Annotated in this window: 17 protein-coding genes; 9 read left to right on the top strand and 8 right to left on the bottom strand. The window is 44.7% G+C overall.

What is annotated here, in order from left to right; translation table 11 throughout:
• Positions 1–29: 29 nt before the first annotated feature.
• Entirely contained in the window at positions 30–872 is an 843-nt protein-coding gene (locus RIC07_RS24360) for a DUF928 domain-containing protein (protein WP_446396760.1), read from the top strand.
• Here the strand turns inward: RIC07_RS24360 and RIC07_RS24355 are convergent.
• From RIC07_RS24355 to RIC07_RS24345, 3 genes are all read right to left on the bottom strand, one after another.
• Positions 847–3,579 (bottom strand): CHAT domain-containing protein, encoded by a 2,733-nt coding sequence (locus tag RIC07_RS24355; protein ID WP_446396759.1) that lies wholly within the window; start codon positions 3,577–3,579, stop codon positions 847–849. The genes RIC07_RS24360 and RIC07_RS24355 overlap by 26 nt on opposite strands.
• 232 nt (positions 3,580–3,811) lie before the next feature.
• Positions 3,812–6,247 (bottom strand): phosphoenolpyruvate synthase, encoded by a 2,436-nt coding sequence (gene ppsA, locus RIC07_RS24350; protein WP_446396758.1) that lies wholly within the window; start codon positions 6,245–6,247, stop codon positions 3,812–3,814.
• A gap of 379 nt (positions 6,248–6,626) precedes the next feature.
• Positions 6,627–6,749 carry a hypothetical protein gene (locus RIC07_RS24345; RefSeq protein WP_006100076.1) on the bottom strand — a complete coding sequence of 41 codons (123 nt, stop codon included), beginning with the start codon at positions 6,747–6,749 and terminating at the stop codon, positions 6,627–6,629.
• 32 nt (positions 6,750–6,781) lie between these two features.
• Between RIC07_RS24345 and RIC07_RS24340 the strand changes: the two genes are divergently transcribed.
• Positions 6,782–8,668 (top strand): tetratricopeptide repeat protein, encoded by a 1,887-nt coding sequence (locus RIC07_RS24340; protein WP_446396757.1) that lies wholly within the window; start codon positions 6,782–6,784, stop codon positions 8,666–8,668.
• 287 nt (positions 8,669–8,955) lie between these two features.
• Here RIC07_RS24340 and RIC07_RS24335 read toward each other — a convergent pair whose 3' ends face one another.
• On the bottom strand, positions 8,956–10,296 hold the full coding sequence (locus RIC07_RS24335) for a tetratricopeptide repeat protein (protein WP_446396756.1): 1,341 nt from the start codon (positions 10,294–10,296) through the stop codon (positions 8,956–8,958).
• A gap of 556 nt (positions 10,297–10,852) precedes the next feature.
• On the opposite strand from RIC07_RS24335, the gene rpmI reads away from it, so the two are divergent.
• The 4 genes from rpmI (at position 10,853) to RIC07_RS24315 (ending at position 13,231) form a co-directional block, all read left to right on the top strand.
• Entirely contained in the window at positions 10,853–11,050 is a 198-nt protein-coding gene (gene rpmI, locus RIC07_RS24330) for a 50S ribosomal protein L35 (protein ID WP_446344649.1), read from the top strand.
• Positions 11,051–11,239: 189 nt separating this feature from the next.
• Positions 11,240–11,596 (top strand): 50S ribosomal protein L20, encoded by a 357-nt coding sequence (rplT, locus tag RIC07_RS24325; RefSeq protein WP_446396755.1) that lies wholly within the window; start codon positions 11,240–11,242, stop codon positions 11,594–11,596.
• A 284-nt stretch (positions 11,597–11,880) separates the two neighbouring features.
• A complete protein-coding gene (locus RIC07_RS24320; protein WP_446396810.1) occupies positions 11,881–12,666 on the top strand; it encodes a transporter substrate-binding domain-containing protein in 786 nt (261 codons plus the stop codon).
• Between the two features lie 37 nt (positions 12,667–12,703).
• A complete protein-coding gene (locus RIC07_RS24315; protein ID WP_446383645.1) occupies positions 12,704–13,231 on the top strand; it encodes a tetratricopeptide repeat protein in 528 nt (175 codons plus the stop codon).
• Positions 13,232–13,422: 191 nt separating this feature from the next.
• On the opposite strand, the gene RIC07_RS24310 is transcribed toward RIC07_RS24315, so the two are convergent.
• Entirely contained in the window at positions 13,423–14,214 is a 792-nt protein-coding gene (locus tag RIC07_RS24310; protein ID WP_446396754.1) for a WecB/TagA/CpsF family glycosyltransferase, read from the bottom strand.
• 305 nt (positions 14,215–14,519) lie between these two features.
• On the opposite strand from RIC07_RS24310, the gene RIC07_RS24305 reads away from it, so the two are divergent.
• Both RIC07_RS24305 and RIC07_RS24300 read left to right on the top strand, forming a co-directional pair.
• The gene (locus RIC07_RS24305; protein ID WP_446396753.1) at positions 14,520–15,383 is read left to right on the top strand and encodes a polysaccharide deacetylase family protein; all 864 of its coding nucleotides are present in this window, start codon (positions 14,520–14,522) and stop codon (positions 15,381–15,383) included.
• Between the two features lie 157 nt (positions 15,384–15,540).
• Positions 15,541–15,957 carry a hypothetical protein gene (locus RIC07_RS24300; RefSeq protein ID WP_446396752.1) on the top strand — a complete coding sequence of 139 codons (417 nt, stop codon included), beginning with the start codon at positions 15,541–15,543 and terminating at the stop codon, positions 15,955–15,957.
• A gap of 96 nt (positions 15,958–16,053) precedes the next feature.
• Here the strand turns inward: RIC07_RS24300 and RIC07_RS24295 are convergent, their stop codons facing one another.
• From RIC07_RS24295 to RIC07_RS24285, 3 genes are all read right to left on the bottom strand, one after another.
• Positions 16,054–16,362, bottom strand: a complete 309-nt coding sequence (locus RIC07_RS24295) for a DUF4926 domain-containing protein (RefSeq protein ID WP_446396751.1) — start codon at positions 16,360–16,362, stop codon at positions 16,054–16,056.
• Between the two features lie 143 nt (positions 16,363–16,505).
• Positions 16,506–17,021 carry a DUF1499 domain-containing protein gene (locus RIC07_RS24290; RefSeq protein WP_446378851.1) on the bottom strand — a complete coding sequence of 172 codons (516 nt, stop codon included), beginning with the start codon at positions 17,019–17,021 and terminating at the stop codon, positions 16,506–16,508.
• A gap of 89 nt (positions 17,022–17,110) precedes the next feature.
• A complete protein-coding gene (locus RIC07_RS24285; protein WP_446396750.1) occupies positions 17,111–18,430 on the bottom strand; it encodes a dihydroorotase in 1,320 nt (439 codons plus the stop codon).
• 194 nt (positions 18,431–18,624) lie between these two features.
• Between RIC07_RS24285 and lepB the strand changes: the two genes are divergently transcribed.
• The gene (lepB, locus tag RIC07_RS24280) at positions 18,625–19,254 is read left to right on the top strand and encodes a signal peptidase I (protein ID WP_446396749.1); all 630 of its coding nucleotides are present in this window, start codon (positions 18,625–18,627) and stop codon (positions 19,252–19,254) included.
• The last annotated feature ends 45 nt before the right edge of the window (positions 19,255–19,299 follow it).

Below are 19,299 nucleotides of genomic sequence, written 5' to 3'. Positions count from 1 at the left end.
TATTCTATAGTATTTTTATGAAGTGAGATATGAACATTTTAAACGTGATGTTTCTCCCTCGTAGTCAACCCGTACTAGCCCTTAGCATTATTGTTAGTTTAATGACTACTATTGCCCCAGTGACGGCACAGGTTCAACCATCGAATACTATCTTTGATCCAATCTCGATTCCTTCTCTCCTGCCGAATTTACCTGATGATACTGGTGGCGGTACTCCTCAAACCGACAATGGAACAGGTACTCGTGGTGACTGTGAATACCAGGAAGGAGATCTACTGCTGACGCGCATGGCAGGTGGCAAAAACTTTCAATTAACCGTGAGTGAACATCCCACCTTTTGGATTTATGTTCCCTACAGTTCAGACAAAGTATCCTCTGGAGAATTTTCTATCCAACAGGGGGAAAATGATATTTATCGCACCACCTTTAAACTGCCAGCCACACCCGGAATTGTTAGTGTCACTATTCCCAAAACAGAAACGCCGTTAGAAAGAGATAAAACCTATCGCTGGTATTTTGAAATCAGTTGTCCTCGTTCAAGACAATCTCAGGAATCAACAACTCGACTGACGCCAGCATCACTAACAGGATTTGTGCGACGAGTTCCCCAACCTCCTGAACTTGAGGCGGAATTAAATCAGGCAAAAAATTCCCTAGAACGAGTTGCCGCTTATGCCCGTCACGATATGTGGTACGATATGCTTACAGAATTGGCTCAATTACGTTTGAAATACCCTGAAGATGACACATTAGAAAGTATCTGGCTAAACCTTTTGGGGGATGAACGAATTGGGTTAACAGAAATTAAGCAAGAACCCATTATTGGCAGTGTTATAGTGGATGAGGCTATAACCAATTCCCAATCAGAATAAAAGGCGCCCAGTGATAAGGGCGTAGGTAATCTTTATCTGGATCATCTGGGTACTCCGTTAAGAAAGCAATTTGAGTTTGCCGCAGCGCTTCAGCTTTACTCCGTTGAGGTGTTTTTAACTGTTCGTAAAACCGTTGCATAAATTCGGCGGTGGATGCGTCGTTTACTTGCCATAATGTCGCCACTGTACTGCGGGCGCCCGCTCGCACAGCAATTCCGGCTAATCCCAATGCCGCACGCTTATCCCCAGTAGCTGTCTCGCAAGCACTCAAAACCAGTAATTCAATCGCAGTGGTACGATTGGTTTCATTGGCGCGTAATAAATCATCTAAATCCTGAACATTAATTCGCCCACTCCAGTCTAAAATAAAGGTTTTTTGGGGATTAGAACTAAACTTGCCGTGGGTGGCAATATGTACCAGATTAAAGGGTTCCTGATTAATCTGATTGCGGATATTTTCTTGCTCAAAGTCCTGATTTTCTAAAAGTTGATTCAGGTTGATTTGTTCTTGGATTCCGGCTAACTCATCAGCAACATTATCTAGGGGAGAAAATCCTTCTGCTTCAAAGCTTGGTGCATTGGGTGTTCCCGCAATCAGCCCCCGGAAATTCTCGCGTTTCAGGGGTTTGGGTTCTAGGAGTTGTAAACCGGGTGTTAACGCCACTGCATACCGCTCAATTAAATAGTTTTCTCCGTCATAAAGAGTAGAAGGGGGAATATTGCGTAAGGAACCATCGAGGACAAAGACTAAGGTTTTAACGGCGGGGTTATCTGAGTTGGCTGCATCTAAATCAGCTTCAAAGGGGCGAATTAACCAATCATAAAGTTGGGCTGCATCCTGTTTAATGCCACTGATACTCGTACTGCGTTTAGTTAAATCATCACGAAATTTTTCCACGGCTTGATCAACTTGTGTTTCTGAGACATCTTGATGAGCATAGTGGCGCAGGTTATCTTGTCCAGGTAATTTAATAATGATATCCAAGCGATTAGATAATATAATCGGATAAACGATCGCGGATTGAGGATCGACGTTATCAATATTCACGGCTTCTGGTGTGGCACAAGCATCCCGAAAGAAGTTATCCAATTCAGCCAGTTGCAAGTCTTCCATGATCTGGCGGGCTTGGATCAAATTTTTTTTGCTGGGAGTGGGAGAACGCAGGAGTAAATCGACGAATTGCCGATAAACGGGTTCGACGGTTTCTCGGAAGGAAAACTGAATTTCGGGATTGAGAGCAACTAAATCTCCGCGTAAATTATTGAGTGTCTTAACCGCTTTATCATAGTAGGCGATCGCGTCTGGATTAACAGGCAGATTTTGAGAACTCTCTTGGATTTGGGCTTGCAGTAATCGCCCCATTTGCCATTGCCATTGATAGGCAATATCTGCTGCGTTCATCTGTTGAGCAATTAGGAGTGCATTTTCGGTCACAGTTTTGGCATTTGTCCAATCTTGTTTTTTTTCATAGAGCTTACCTAAAGTCCCCAAACTATAGGATATTGCCCGTTTGTCTTCTAACTCTTCAGCTTGTTGAATCGCTGTATTTAAGATTGCCACACTATCATTAGTGCCTTGCTGCTGTGTCATGAGTTCTGACATATTGAGCAAACTTTCAGCGAAGTTAACATGAGCATAGACAGAAGCCCGACTAGCGGGTAAAGTGGATAATCCGGCTGAAATTGAGGACAATAAGTCTTGATTCGGTGATAGAGAATCAGTCTCAATTAATAAATTCAATTGATTGAGTTGAGCTTGAATTCGTGTTAACGGAAGCGTCGCCTTCATTGCCGCCTGTTGATAGTGAGTTAGAGCAGCTTGGATATAGTCTTCGCCTGAGGAATTTTCAAACACTTTAGCGCGTTGAGCTAAGGTTTGCTCTGTATTCCCTAAACTTAGCAATATTTTACTTTCCTGTTGCGGCAAGCCCAAGGTTTGGGTTAAGGCTAAACTCTGGCTGAGAATGTCTTGAGATTTTTCTAAATCCCCTCCTTGTCGCAAAATAGTCCCAAAATTTTGTAATCCAGCCACCTTAACGGGTGAATTATCTAACCCGAAAATGGCTTGTTCTAGCCGTTGATAAAGTTGCTTGGTGCGTCGATATAATCCAAGAGATTGCATTGCCTCGGTTTGATTAATTTGACTGCCAATCGCCCCGACGGGATCACCCGCTTGCTGATAGAGAGTTTCTGCCTGTTCCCAGGTAGCTAAAGCCGCTTCAGCATTGCCTTTAGCGAGTTGGAGACGCCCTTGAGCATTGAGAATTTGAGCGCGGACAATGGGATTGGCTTCAGATAAAGTTTTGAGTAAAGACAAACTGGTTTGAATCGCTTGTTCCGCCGCTTGCCACTGTCCCAATTTCTGATACGTTAATGACAACAGACTGAATACTTGAGCTTGCTGAAGGGTATTCCCCGTCTCAGCATACCCCTGTGCTGCTTGTTGTAAAATTTGTACAGCTTTAGTAAATTTTCCTGTATCGTAGTGATTTTTGCCGACTTGTACTAAGGCTAAATTATCCGGAGTAGCGGGAAGTTCTGCCCTTACCTGAGTTACTGTATGGATACCCAAACTTAAGCTTAACCCCAACAGAGCCAAGAGAAGCGATCGCACCGTTCGTAGTAGGCACTTTAGTGCCATAATCGCTGAATCACTGACGACCAACCCAAGCGATCGCACGATTCGAGAAAGGCATAAATTTCTCATTTAGCTAACCCATTAAACTTCTGAGGAACACAGCCCTTTGATATTTTATTTACACATAAGGATACTAGGCGTTTCATCTCATTAAACCTTTTAGATTTATGGTGGTCACAAGCGCTAAAGCGCTTACTACAAACACCTCAGACAATTGTAGCTAATGGGATCAGTCGGTGCGTTACGCTACCCTACCCTTCGGGAACGCTGCGCGAACGCTAACGCACCCTACGAATTCACCCTACAAATGACGTTCTACTTCAGCCACCATCAACAGCGTTTTTAACACTGAATCGGGATTCAAACTCATCGAATCAATTCCCTCTTCTACCAAAAACTTGGCAAACTCCGGATAATCGCTAGGCGCTTGACCGCAAATACCAATCTTACGCCCACACTCTTTCGCTGTTTGTATCGCCAACTTCACCATCCGTTTTACACCGCGATTGCGTTCGTCAAAAATATGCGCCACTAACGCCGAATCTCGGTCTAATCCTAACGTCAATTGGGTTAAATCATTTGACCCAATGGAAAACCCATCAAACACTTCAGCAAACTCATCCGCCTCCATCACATTACTGGGTAACTCACACATCACATACACCTGCAACCCATTCACCCCACGGGGTAAACCATTTTTCGCCATCTCCGCTACCACCTGACGCCCTTCATCAGGAGTGCGACAGAAGGGAATCATCGGAATTACATTAGTTAATCCCATCTCATCCCTTACCCGCTTTATCGCCTGACATTCCAAAGCGAAGGCTTCCCGATACTTCGGATCACAATACCGCGACGCCCCTCGCCATCCCAGCATGGGATTATCTTCCTTGGGTTCAAAACTTTGACCGCCTAAAAGGTTAGCGTATTCATTACTCTTAAAATCAGACATCCGCACAATTACAGGTTTGGGATAAAACGCCGCTGCAATAATCCCCACTCCCCGCGCCAATTTATCGACAAAGAACTGAGGTTTATCAGCATAACTCTTGGTCTTTTGAGTAATTTTCGCTTTCACCGATTCATCCCGCAATTGATGATAATGAATCAACGCCAGAGGATGAACTTCAATATGATTGGCAATAATAAACTCCAACCGTGCTAAACCCACACCATCACAGGGAATTGCGGCTAAACCAAAAGCCTGATCTGGATTACCTACATTCATTAAAATTTGGGTTCGGGTGCGGGGTAAATTATCTAGGGGAGTTTCTTGGACTTCAAAGGGTAATAATCCATCATAAACTCGTCCTTCATCCCCTTCCGCACAAGAAATTGTCACCCCTTGACCCGTGGTTAATACCTCGGTTGCATTCCCACAGCCGACAATCGCTGGAATTCCCATTTCTCGCGCAATAATTGCCGCATGGCAAGTACGTCCCCCTTGGTTGGTGACAATGGCGCTGGCTTTTTTCATAATCGGTTCCCAGTCGGGATCAGTGCGGTTGGTAACTAATACTTCCCCCGGCTCAAACAGATGAATGTGAGACGCATCCATAATAATATGGGCAGTTCCTTGACCAATGGCTGCGCCTACACTACGCCCCGTAACTAACACCTCGCTGCGTTGGTTCAACTGATAAGTTTTGAGAACCTGTGCTGATTTCTGGGATTGTACGGTTTCCGGACGCGCCTGGACAATAAATAACTCCCCAGTTATCCCATCTTTTGCCCATTCAATATCCATGGGGGTATAGAGTCCCCGCAGTTGGGAATAATGGTCTTCAATTTGTACCGCCCAACGCGCTAATTGTAAGACTTCTTCATCTTTAAGGCAGAATTTCTTTTGATCACAGGGGGCGACTCGCACGTTGCGCGTCAGTCTCGACCCCCCTTCGTCATAAATCATTTCAATTTCTTTGGTTCCCAGGCGTTTCTCCAAAATCGGGCGACATCCCTGTTTTAATGTCGGTTTAAAGACTACGTATTCATCGGGATTAACCGCACCTTGAACCACCGTTTCGCCCAAGCCGTAAGCGGCGGTAATTAATGCGGTATTTTTGAATCCCGTTTCGGGGTCAATGGAAAACATCACCCCGGAACAGGCTAAATCTGACCGCACCATTTTCTGAATTCCCACCGAAAGTGCCACATCAAAGTGGTCAAATCCATTATGTTCCCGATAAGCAATGGCGCGGTTGGTAAACAGGGAGGCGAAGCATTTATGGGTAAATTCCAGCACGCCTTTAAAACTATTTACATTTAAATAGGTTTCCTGTTGACCCGCAAAACTCGCATCTGGCAAGTCTTCCGCCGTCGCCGAGGAACGAACCGCCACATCCGTTCCCTCCCCATAGCGATCGCACAATTCCTGATAGGCTGTCCGAATGGCTTGGGTCAGTTCTAGGGGAAACTCCATGCTGAGGATTAACTGTCGCGCTTTTTTCCCATGCTGTTGCAGATTACTCACATCATCTACATTCAAATCTGCAAACAGATGGCGCAGTTTGACTTCTAAATCGGCGCTTTCGATAAAGTAACGATAAGCATACGCCGTAATCGCAAACCCAGTCGGTACATTGATTCCCTGGGGAGTGAGTTGTCCAATCATTTCACCCAGAGAGGAATTTTTGCCCCCGACAAAGGGTAGGTCATCCAGTCGGATTTGATCAAACCAGAGGATCAATGATTTATCTTTAGGGACTGGGGTAGAGGTCTGAGGGGTTGAGGTTAACATAACTTTTTTTTCTTAACCGTATAATTTAAGTGTAGCTTTATAAAAAATTTGGGATCACTAATAAGTTACGAAAAATTAACAGAAATGTTCGTCATTTGTCCTTTGTCATTCGTCCTTCGTCCTACTCGCTCCCTTGAGAAGCAAGCTACGTCATTGGTTATTTGCTTCCCCATCTTCCCCAGCTTCCCCAGCTTCCAGACGTGCCATGGCACGTCTCTACATCCACCCCCAGCTTCCCCAGCTTCCCCGGCTTCCCCATCTCCCCCAGCTTCCCTCCGCCCCTCTCAACCCAAAATGCTTCTCAAAAAGTAAAAGATTGGCTGCTTATGTGTAGCCAATCTTGTCCAACATGTATTACAATTTCTCTTTCGACTGAATCTTAATTCACGGGTTCATCTACATTCACGGGTTCAAAACAGCTCCAGATAGCCTCTGGAGCTTTTTCTGTCGTGCTATCATAACAGATTTTTTTCAAAAATGGGGATTTTGCCTTTCGTGTCATAATTTTTGCACAGAGCGTCAGCGTGCATCAATATGGGCAAACTCTTAGCAAGACGTTACCAATTTATTAAAGTCCTGGATACCGATGAATTGGGTCGCACTTATTTAGTGGTAGATATTCACTCTCCCCAGCATCCTAAATGCGTGGTCAAGCAAATTCGACTCCCGCCGAACTCCTCTCCAACTCGATCATCTATTCTCAGCCGTCTGGAAAAAACCTCAGAATTGCTGAAAAAGCTGGGTCAACATGACCAAATTCCCCGATTGATCACCACGTTTGCCCAAACGAATCAGTTTTATCTTGTTCAAGAGTTTATGCGCGGTCATCCTTTAACTGACGAACTCATACCCGGTGATCCGCTGACCGAAAATCAGGTGATTAGCCTGTTAAACGAACTCCTCAACCTCTTAGTGTTTGTCCATCAACAGGGTGCAGTTTTGGGAAACCTCAAACCTTCTACAATTATCCGCCGCCAAGGAGATGACAAATTAGTGCTAACAACCTGGGGAATTATCCACCAATTGAGTCCCCAAATCGCCCAGTCATTCCACAAATTAGCCCCCAATCCCCCCAATCCGACTTTTGTTGATCACTCCTCTAAACCATTCCCAGAACCCCTCCACGTTAATCGTGACTTGTCCGCCTTGGGGATTATCGCCATTCAAGCGATGACTGGATTATCCGTTAGCGAGTTAGCAGAACTCAAACAAGCAAACCAGGGTCAACCTGAAACCAGCGCTTGGCAAGCTTACACCCAAGTTAGCCCAGAGTTAGCCGCTATTCTGGAGAAAATGGTGCATGATAATCACCAGAACCGTTATCACCACGCTAAAACAGTGCTGGCGGATCTCAGTCGTATCCCGGAGAGGAACACAGTTACTCAATTTTCCCTACCCTCGTTACCGGATATCAATCCGGCGATCGCGACAGTTACCTATCCTAGTCGTCAGTTTAAACCCTGGGTTATCTTCACGGCTATCGGATTAGTGGGAATCATGGCGTTAGTTCTGGCTTATACCCTGCGCCTTCCGCAACGCCTAATGGCGCAATACGTTCTCCATCAAGGAAAAATCCAAGAACAAGAACAACAATCTGAGGCGGCGATTGACTACTATACTCAAGCGATTACCTATCAGCCGCAAAACGCGACAGCTTACTATTATCGGGGAAAGATTTACGCGAATCAGGGAAAAACTCAGTCCGCCTTGGCTGATTTGACTCAGGCGATTCAACTCAATCCCCAAAATGCTGACGCCTATTACCAACGAGGAAATCTACGCTTGGAGTTAGGCGATCGCCAAGGGGCTAAAGCTGATTATACTCAAGTTTTGCAACGTGACCCGAATTTTACCCCAGCCTGGGTGAATCGAGGTCAAGTCCAAGCCGAGTTAGGACAGGAACAAGCTGCCATTGATGATTATACCCAAGCTATTCAACTTAAACCCAATCTGGTCACGGCTTACCTGAAACGCTGTCGTTCTCGTTCTAATTTAGGTAATCAAAAGGGTGCGATTGACGACTGTACCACCGCGATTAATTTACGACCTAATCAAGCCCTAGCTTACCAAAACCGTGGTTTAGCCCGTCAGCGTCGGGGAGATAGTCGCGGGGCGATAACGGATTATACAGTAGCGATTCAATTGAATCCAGAGGCGGCAGACGCTTACTATAACCGAGGAGTAGCCCGTCAGGAAATCGAAGATCCTCTAGGTGCGATCGCGGATTACACCCAAGCCATTGAACGAAATCCTGATTATGCTTTAGCTTACTACGAACGAGGGTTAGCCCAAGCCCAACTGGGAAATCGATTAGCCGCGATCAACGATTTACAGCAAGCGGCTCAACTTTGCCGTAATCTAGGTAAGCTGGATTGTTATGAAGCGGCGCAGTCTCAACTGTCTAGAGTGTCGGTTCAGTAATTGTAAAGAAGTCATGTTCCAGACGTAGCAGGCTATGTCTGTCAATTGTAGGGGTTGGTTTAGCCGCTCAAACTCCCTTGTTATCAACAAAAGTGTCATCTGTTCATGCATGTACCGACTTTTCCTGTACTGAGTGTCCTCTCGAATCTGTTCGCATCAAATGTTGGGACCATGAGATTGGAGGTTGCTGTTTGCCAGCGATCACACTCCGTCCTAAAAGTGACTTAAAAGCCTTCTAATATAGGGATTAGCGGTGTCTTTTTTATGACGTATTACTTACCTTTATTCTAATCTATCCCTATTTCTTCCTTAATGGCTTGAGACTGCTCAAAGAATTCTCTGGCTTTCTGTTCTTGTCCTAGAGCGCGGTAAGCCACTCCTAAATTGTTAAGAGTCCTAGCTTTACCTATTTTATCTCCAATTTCCTGTAAAATAGGTAAAGATTGCTGATGAAAATCAATCGCTTTCTCGTATTGGGAGAGATTGTTATAAGCATTTCCCAAATTACCAAGTGATTGAGCTTCACCTCGTCTATTGCCAATTTCTTGATAAATAGACAAAGCCTGTTGATAAAAATCAATCGCTTTCCCGTATTGAGAGAGATTGCTGTAAGCATTTCCCAAACCTATGATGGAACTAGCTTCACCTTGTCTATCGCCAATTTCCTGAAAAATAGATAAAGACTGCTGATAAAAATCAATCGCTTTCTCGTATTGGGAGAGATTGTTGTAAGCACTTCCCAAACCTATGATGGAACTAGCTTCACCTCGTCTATCGCCAATTTCCTGAAAAATAGACAAAGACTGCTGATAAAAATCAATTGCTTTCTCGTACTGGGATAAATTTTTGTAAGTTAATCCCAAATTATTGAGGCAATTCGCTTCACCTCGTCTATCACCAATTTCCTGAAAAATAGACAAAGACTGCTGATAAAAATCAATCGCTTTCTCGTACTGGGATAAATTTTTGTAAGTTAATCCCAAATTATTGAGGCAATTCGCTTCACCTCGTCTATCGCCAATTTCCTGAAAAATCGACAAAGACTGCTGATAAAAATCAATCGCTTTCTCATATTGAGAGAGATTGGTGTAAACTCCTCCCAAATTATTGAGAGCTTTAGCTTCACCTTGTCTATCACCAATTTCCTGAAAAATAGATAAAGCCTGCTGATGAAATTCAATCGCTTTCTTGTACTGGGAGAGCTTCCTGTACGCTCCTCCCAAATAGTTGAGGCAACTAGCGACACCTTGTCTATCGCCAATGTCTTGATAAATAGACAAAGACTGCTGATAAAAATCAATCGCTTTCTGGTATCGGGAAAGTGCCTCGTAAGCTCGTCCCAAATTACTAAGGGAATTAGCGACACCTTGTCTATCGCCAATGTCTTGATAAATAGTCAACGTCTTTTGCCAAGACTCAATCGCCTCCCGAAATTGACTCGTTTGCAATTGCTGAATCCCCTGCTGTAATAGTCTATTGGCTTCAGCCTCTGAGGGATTCCTGCTTTGCGCTAAGACTTGTGAGACAGCAAAGGGATTGGTTCCATTGAGGGAGGTTAAGGTAACGGTTAATCCGAGAAGGGTGAGAACCTTTAGCGTAAGTTGGGAAAACAAGCTAGTTCGAGTCATATTAACGATAATACTTCTGTTGCACTGTTTAATATATCGCTGGCTAGGCATTCAGTCATGCAGATGAAATTGACACGCAAGCAGAAAATCCTGCTTGGTAATTATCACATCAATGGTTGCAACCATTAGGTCAGATATGGTGATCCCAGCTAGTGTATATTAAGATATGGGAGCTGCGTAAAAATAAAGTACCAGTGAGGAAAGCTGAATTAATGAACTCAGCCAAGCTTCCTTGGTACATTATTAAGTCGCAAGTCCCTATCTTTATCCGATGCTGAGTTGGACGAGTTGCTGGGTTTTCCTATGTTATCTCCAGTACACTCCAGTGGTAAAAGGAGGACAGGGGATGGTGCTAACCTAAAACCCAAACCCTAAAAGCTACACCCCCACAGGATAAAGCTTACTAGCTGATGACTCAACAGGAGTGATCACATCACAGCCGCTAACCACCATCCTCAGCATACACTCACCCAGGATCAGGGTGTAGACTAAATCTTTACGATACAGACCAAAACAGTAGTACAATTGTAGATTGTGTCCTTATTCAAAGTTGTTTATGCCGAAACTGAAAAGCCGTAGAGCCGCCGCCAAACGTTTTCGACCCACCGGAAACGGTAAAATTAGACGACGCAAGGCGTTTAAGAGCCACTTGCTGGAGCGCAAAAACTCAGGACGGAAGCGGCGTCTGTCGAAATTGAACTTGGTCAATGAACGGGATGCCGATAATGTGCGCCTGATGCTTCCCTATTTTTAGACTGCTTTAGACGAATATACTGTTTATGGTCACAAATTGAGCTTTTGTCATACTGAATCGAACAGAGTGCAGCGAAACATCTGGTGAGATTCTTCACTCCGCTATCGCTTCGTTCAGAATGACAGACTCTAACTGTGGCAGGTATAACCATCTAGCTCGTATCAATTAGGAAGAGTCAAGGAAGAGTCAATGACAAGAGTAAAACGCGGTAACGTCGCACGTAAACGACGCAAGAAAGTTCTCAAGCTGGCGAAAGGATATCGGGGTGCTCACTCCAAACTCTTCCGTACAGCCAATCAACAGGTGATGAAAGCACTGCGGAACGCTTATCGCGATCGCCGCAAGCGCAAGCGGGATTTTCGCCGCCTCTGGATTACTCGCATTAATGCCGCCGCTCGTCAGAATGGCATAAGCTACAGTCAGCTTATGGGTCAGATGAAAAAGGCGAATATTCAGATCAATCGCAAGATGTTGGCACAATTAGCTGTGTTAGATCCCGCCAGCTTTCAAAAGGTTGTAGAACTTGCTAGCCAAGGCGCAAAGTAAGTTCGTTAGAGTGTGTCGGTTGAGATCGCAGGGGGAGCAGGGGGAGCAGGGGAAGCAGGGGGAGCAGGGGGAGCAGGGGAAGCAGGGGGAGCAGGGGGAGCAGGGGGAGCAGGGGAAGCAATGTAGAGACGTGCCATGGCACGTCTGGGAGCAGGGGGAGATGAGGCCGGGTTTTGAACCAAGGTTATCATCAATAGCTTGCGCTTTAATTCGCTAAACCCGCCCCTACACACTCAACACTTCTCCAATCCCTGCTGCTCAATCACTAATCTCAAATGAAACCGATGATCGCCCAAAGGTTTATTAATGTCGGTGTGGCACTTGGATTGATGGGGGTGGCTGTTTTACCACCTCCATCCGCTTATCCGGCTGAATTGGCAGAAATTGAGCAACGGGGTCAATTAATTGTTGCGGTAAAAGATAATTTGCGTCCCTTGGGCTTTCGCGATGCGACGGGAAGGCTACAAGGACTCGAAATTGATATTGCCCGACGACTGGCTAAAGAATTGCTAGGAAGTCCAGAGGCTGTGGTTTTGCAGCCAGTGACGAATCGCGATCGCTTGAGTGTGGTACTTGAGGATCAGGTTGATATTGCGATCGCTAGAGTAACGGTAACGGAGTCTCGCGCCCGCTTGGTTGATTTCAGTATCCCCTATTATTTGGATGGTGCAGGAATTATTACCAAAGATGCCTCAATTAATCTGTTGAGCGATTTAGACAACCAAACCATCGCGGTTCTCAAGGGTTCGAGTACAATCTCGGTGATCAAGTATGCTTTACCCAATGCCCAATTAGTCGGCGTTGACTCCTACCAAGAAGCACTATTTCTCCTTGAGGCGGGAGACGCTAACGCCTTTGCCGCTGATCAGACGGTTCTGACTGGATGGGTACAGCAATACCCAGAGTATCGATTGCTCCCCTATCGCTTATCTGGTGCAGCTTTGGCAGTGGTAATGCCTAAAGGATTGCAATATACCGAACTGCGACAACAAGTCAATCAGGCGATCGCACGTTGGCACGCCGAAGGGTGGTTAGCTGAACGTGCTGCCGCTTGGGGTTTACCATTATAAAAGATTGAAACCCGTCCCGTATAAGTTGCACAGGATTATGGATGAAACCCTGCCACAAATTTATCTAATCATATTGTTAGTCCTGCTTGGAGTTGCAGCTTTGGCAGTAATTCGCCAAGTGTTCAAAACCCGTAAAATCGAAAGCACCCTCTCCAAGCTGGAGCAAAAGCTGCAAAAAGAGCGAGGATCAGTCCAAGACTACTACGAGTTGGGTAGCATCTATCTGGACAAGAAACTCTTTGCTCAAGCCGTTATTCTATTCCAAAAGGGACTTAAAGCTCCGGATGCTTCAGAAACCAATCTAGCTCCGGTTCATAATGCTCTCGGTTTTGCCTACTTTGCCCAAGATCAATACGATATTGCTATTCGCCAGTATAAGGAAGCCTTAAAACTAGAGCCAGATTATGTGACAGCTCTCAATAACTTGGGTCACGTTTACGAGCGCAAGCAGCTAACCGCTCAAGCGTTAGAGGCGTATGAAGCAGCGCTCAAGCATGAACCGAAGAATGATACGGCGAAGCGGCGAGCTGAATCCCTCCGCAAGCGGCTAGTGCCATCGAGCTAAATCCCATCGTGAACCGTCCAGATGACTGTTCATACCAAAGCCAAATTTACTACCCCTTTTATAATTCAGTCCGCACAGGCGGGCTTTTTTTGTCGCAGCATTAGCGTTATAGCAGAAGGCAGAAGGTTTCAAGGAAAAAGTACCCAAGGAATAAAAAGGGTTACTTAAGCGGATTTGGTATGAACCGCTAATCAAACTGTCATTACAGAATCTGTCATACTATCAGGTTCCTTCGTCTCAAAAGGATTAACATAAAGATTAAGTTTTTGTTTGAGCAAAAGCCCGAAAATAGCTGGATCTTCGACTAAATATCTTTTCCATAATCGGCGAGGTTCGCACCACAATCTATACAAGGATTCTAGTCCCATTTTACTCATCCATTTTGGCGATCTCTTTATTGTGCCTGCCTCAAAGTCGATTGTTGCACCTATTGCCATAAAAATCTTAATATTTGGAAGTTTATTCTTGTACTGCAAAATGAATTTCTCTTGCTTTGGCGCACCCACTCCTACGGCTAAAACTGTTGCACCTGATTGGTTAATAATCTCTACTATTTGCGAACATTCATCTTTATTCTTTTCAAATTCAAAAGATGGAGAATGTGCGCCGATCACAATCTCTCTGCCCACTTTAGAGTTAATATTAGTCTGAGCTTTCTTGGCTACCCCCTCCTTTGCCCCCAAAAGAAATATGCGGATATCTTCATTGTCTCTGTGATAGTGATAGAAGGCTGGAAGAAAATCAGACCCTGAAATCTTTTCTTTGATGGGTAAACCGATAAGCCTAGCTATAAATAAAAGTATTTGCCCATCACAAACTTTATAGTCAGCCAACTTATAAACTTCCAAGAAGTGTCTATCCTGTTGAAGCTTAATCATGTGATCTGCATTAGGAGTAAAAAGAATACCAGTTTTTAAATTTTCTAGTAATTCTGATTTAGATAAGTTGTCTAAATAAATATTGAGGAGTTTTAGCTTATCCATTTGACCCTCTCTTACTTAGAGTTATTTCTAGGTTGTCTTTCTGTAACTTGTTTTATTAGTATACATGAAGATAGGCTGTATAGTTTAACTCTCCTCAGGGGGTTGACAAAAAAACATAAAAGTAAATATTTTTTAAGGCTTAAATTAACTTAATAAATTAGATGATTTAATTAATTTTATTGAAATATTTTGAAGAAAAATTAATAAAAATAAATTTCCTGAAATTTTAAAAGAAAATCCCACCATTTCAATGTAAGTTTTAGAGTAATTATCAAGAGGTGAGCTTTGACAGCAATAAAAATAATATGACTATCAACATTTTTTCTGTAGATCTGGAAGAATGGTTTCACATCTTGAACACTGACCAAATCCCTAATATCAATCATTGGATAAATATGGAAAGCCGTATTGTATCCAATACAGTAAAGCTTCTCAATCTTCTAAATAAACACAAGACTAGATCGACGTTTTTTATCCTCGGCTGGGTGGCTGAACACTATCCTGAGCTGGTTAAGGAAATAAAAATTCAGGGACACCAGATTGGTAGTCACGGATATTCTCATACTCTTGTATATCAACAAACACCAGAGGAATTTAAACAAGATATTACTAGAGCTGAAGATGCTATCCGAGCTGCCTGTGGTGAAAAACCAAAAGCATATCGCGCTCCAGGGTTTTCAATCACTGCTTCTACTTTGTGGGCACTGGATATTCTTGCCAAAGCGGGATATCAGTACGATGCTTCAATTCTTCCTGCTGATGGCGCCTATGGTGGCATTCCCACTGCTAATCCCCTTCCCTGTAGACTAACGAATGGTCTTCTAGAATTTCCTACATCTACCTTAAATGTTGGTAAAAAACGACTTCCATATCTAGGTGGTGGTTACCTGCGTTGTCTACCCTTGACCTTACTTAGCCAATTATCTCATATTCAACACGATCACCTGCAACCGCTTGTCCTTTATATTCATCCCAGAGATATAGATCCCAATCAGCCCCGTCTCAATCTACCACCTCTACGTCAGTTTAAATCTTATGTCGGTCTAAAAAGTACCTACGATAAGCTCTCATACTTATTAGAGAATTTTGAGTGGGGATCGATGAATGAATTTGATGATAGTTCTGATCATACACCTAGTTATAATAGTCTCGAACCTATGCTAGCTTGAGCAACAGCGCTCACGAAATTTGGGATGGAGGAGAGGCACAACACCTCGGCGTCGAGATGGTGACAAGGGATCTGTTCTACTCGTCAAAGACATAATCCTTAATCTTTGTTAACATAAAGTAACAAAGGTAATCAATTAAAGGCAGGATTAGTTCGCTATGGGATTTCTGAGTAATTTATTTGGGTTAAAGAGCAAGTACGTCGATGAGGAGACAGACGAAGCAGAACAAGCAGCAGAAGCCCAAAAACGGCGAGCCTACTTCTTAGAGCCAGACGACGCCAAGACGTTCGGTGATATTAACTATATGCGATCGCCCAAATCTGTGAAGAAGCGGTTTGCGAAAAAGAAAGACAACCTAGGGGAGGGTTTACAGCAGGAGGTAGAAACCTCTGCTTTTGGGCAAGTCATCCGTTCCAATAAACAAATCAGCGCCACTCCTGAACCGCTGCCAGCTCCTCAAAACCAACCAGTGAGTCAGCCCCAGCCAAACCGTTTTGAGCGCCGCCGCGCTGATTCTAGCGATTCTAGCATGGATATGTTCCGCAAAATGGCTCGTGACATGAAAAAGCAGTGAGTCCCCATCACTTACAGCCTATTTGCTGGTTGATGAAGTGTAGTATATCCAAGCAAGATCCCCGACTTCTGCAAGAAGTCGGGGATCTGAAGTAACTCACTGATGCTTCTGTTGTAAAAATTCAGCAAAATCTCGCACCTCGACCAATAAATCAGCGGGTAAAGTATCAAGAATTTTCCCAATTTGTCCTCGAATTGCTTCTCGTTCAAGTTGAATATCGGCTTTCTCCAACGTTAGTAAAGCCAGTGTATCCCCCATTTCACTGACAAATTCTACCTCAAACGCCTGTCCATCTTTATAGCAATGAACAATCGCGCCCCTACTCCCCCTGTTCAGTCCATGTTCTTGAATATCGTGCGTTAATGTTACTACATCTAACTCTTTAAGCATATCCTCTTTATCCATTACTTTCTATAAAGGGTCTAGCGGTAACAAATCGAGGATTTTCTTTACCTATATCGATAATCCATACAGCACAGGCGCTACCTGTAGGGGCACGGCATTGCCGTACCCTACTATATATATGTGGCGTTTGTGCGTAAGTCCTGTTAGGTTTGCAGTTCGTTGAATTTGGTGCGAATGGTTTCCACCCGTTTACGGTTTACGCCTAAATCGGATTGTCCTAAACGCGATGCTGAACGAACGTGGATAACATTCGCTCCTTCATCTAGGAAAAATTCTACGTCATCGACGAACCCCATCAGCTTAGTCGCGAATTCGGCGTAGAGATAATTCTCTGATTCCGTGATAATTTTGGTTCTTTCCATGTTCTCAATCACGGTTTTCAGGTCAGCTATTGCCTTAGCTGGTGCTGATTTATAGGTTAACGGATCAATTTTATGTTGGGCATCTTGAGCTTGACTATTGACACAGTTTGGGCTTTCGGGACAGGCAGTTAATTTCCCTGACTCAATGCCAAGATTCGTGGGTCGTTTTCCAGCAAACATCTCTCCTCCTGAAACAGTTAAGGTTACGCCTATAGAACAGGCAACAATGAAAATTAAAGCAATCAAGACGATCAAAATAGCTTTAAGTGGCGATCGCTTTTGCGCTTCTAATGTCATGGTGTTTGTCCTTTGTCATTCGTCATTTGTCATTTGTTAGGGGATAGGGTAAGGTTAAGGTATTGCAAAAGGCAGAGGGAAGGGTTACTTTACCCATCAAATCTTAAGGCTTGACCGCGTACCTCTGTGTGCAGTTTGCCCCGTTCATAAGCCACTTTACCTCCAACAATAGTCATCACCGACCATCCGGTTAAGTTCCAGCCTTCAAAGGGACTCCAACCACATTTAGTTAATAGTTCCTCTCGCCGCACCGGACGGTAATTTTCTAAGTCTACTAAGACCAAATCGGCATCATAACCGGGAGCGATCGCGCCTTTGTTGGGAATGCGATAGGCTTTAGCTACAGCCGTAGACATCCAGTTCGAGACTTGGGCAAGGGTACAGCGTCCTTGTATGGCTTGGGTTAGCATTAAGGCTAAGGATGTTTCCACTCCCGGCATTCCCGATGGACTATTGGGATAGGTTTGAGCTTTTTCGTCTAGGGTATGAGGGGCGTGATCCGTGGCAATAAAGTCGATGACGCCATCTAATAGCGCTTGCCAAAGGGTGGCATTATCCTGGGGCGATCGCAAGGGGGGGTTCATTTGCGCCAAGGTGCCGATTTTCTCGTAGGCGCTGGTATTAAGTAGCAAGTGTTGGGGGGTGACTTCAGCCGTTACCCAACCGGGTTTATCCTGACGCAGTAACTCAGCTTCCTCCCCGGTAGACAGATGCAGAATATGCAGCCGTCGCTGATACTTTTTCGAGAGTTTCAGCGCGAGTTGAGTCGCATTTAGGGCGGCTTGATTATCCTGAATCTGGGAGTGAATTGCCGGATCATTAATTCCGGCAAATTTTTCCCGCCGTTCCCGGATTCGCCCTTGATCTTCGGCATGAACGGCAATCAGCCGGGTTCCCTCGGCAAAAATTGGGTCGAGGGCTTCCTCGCTATCCACTAATAGCCCCCCACGCATCGAACCCATAAATATCTTAATCCCACAGGTCGGCTGTGCCTCACGCAGATCAGGCAAATTTGCTGGCGTTGCGCCAATAAAAAAGCCGTAGTTAACCAAGCACTTCTCGGATGCCCGTTTCAGCTTATCGTCTAAGGCGGCTTGAGTTGTGGTTAGGGGGCGAGTGTTGGGCATTTCCAGAAATGAGGTAACGCCTCCCTTGGCACAAGCACAACTGGCGGTAAATAAGTCTTCCTTATGTTCTAAGCCCGGTTCACGAAAATGAACTTGTGGATCGATGACTCCCGGCAACAATGTTAACCCTGTCGCGTCGATTTCCCTATCTGCCGAAGCTGAGATGTCTGGGGCAACTTGGACAATTTCTCGACCACGAGTGAGGACATCTCCCAGCAAAATGTCCCCTGTGGGCATGAGAATACGAGCATGGCGGATGAGTAAGCTTGAGTCAGAGGACATAAGAAAATGCTAAAATTCCCAATAGCTTCAGTATTCCTACTTTAGAGCGAATTTTGTCCAGTTACTAGAGGAACCCCGTCGGTTATAACCGCTTCGGTTACATTAGAAGAGATGAGCCGACTAATCGGCTGATTTTCCTCCGCCGATTTTCCTCCATCGTCCAACTCGTGATTGCTTAAGGTGATTCAACGGCTATGACTCGTGCCCAAAATCGAGACCCTGAAAAACAATCGGTACAAAAGCCAGAAAATCCCTGGGTAGAGGGATTCAAGACCATTGGCTTGAGTGTTTTTCTCGCGATCGGGATTCGCAGCTTTGTGGCAGAAGCGCGGTATATCCCTTCGGGTTCTATGGAACCCACCCTTCAGATTAACGATCGCTTGATTATTGATAAGATCAGCTATAACTTCCGTCAACCGCAGCGCGGAGATATTGTGGTCTTTTCTCCCACAGATGCACTCAAGCAGCAAAATTTCAAAGACGCCTTTATCAAGCGAGTGATTGGTCTTCCTGGCGAAACCGTGGAGGTGAAGGGAGGACGAGTCTATGTCAATGATCAAGCCTTGCGGGAACAATATATCGAAGAGGAACCCGAATACAGCTATGGACCTGTGACGGTGCCAGAGGACAATTATTTGGTGTTGGGAGATAATCGCAATAATAGCTACGATTCTCACTATTGGGGTTTTGTCCCGCGTGACAATATTATTGGACGAGCGATCGTCCGCTTTTGGCCCCTCAATCGGGTAGGTGAAGTCGATGTGATCGAATCTGTGCCTCCAGAAGCATCTCCTTCAACCCAGATGCAACAGCCAGTAGACTAAAACGTTTTCGGTGAAGCTTGCAGGAGAGCCGAGGAGCAGGGGAAG

Source organism: Coleofasciculus sp. E1-EBD-02 (assembly GCF_040218245.1).
In the GTDB taxonomy this organism is placed as follows: Bacteria; Cyanobacteriota; Cyanobacteriia; order Cyanobacteriales; family Coleofasciculaceae; genus Coleofasciculus.
Note: the sequence above shows the minus strand (reverse complement) of the source record. Positions and strands in the feature narration are given on the sequence as shown.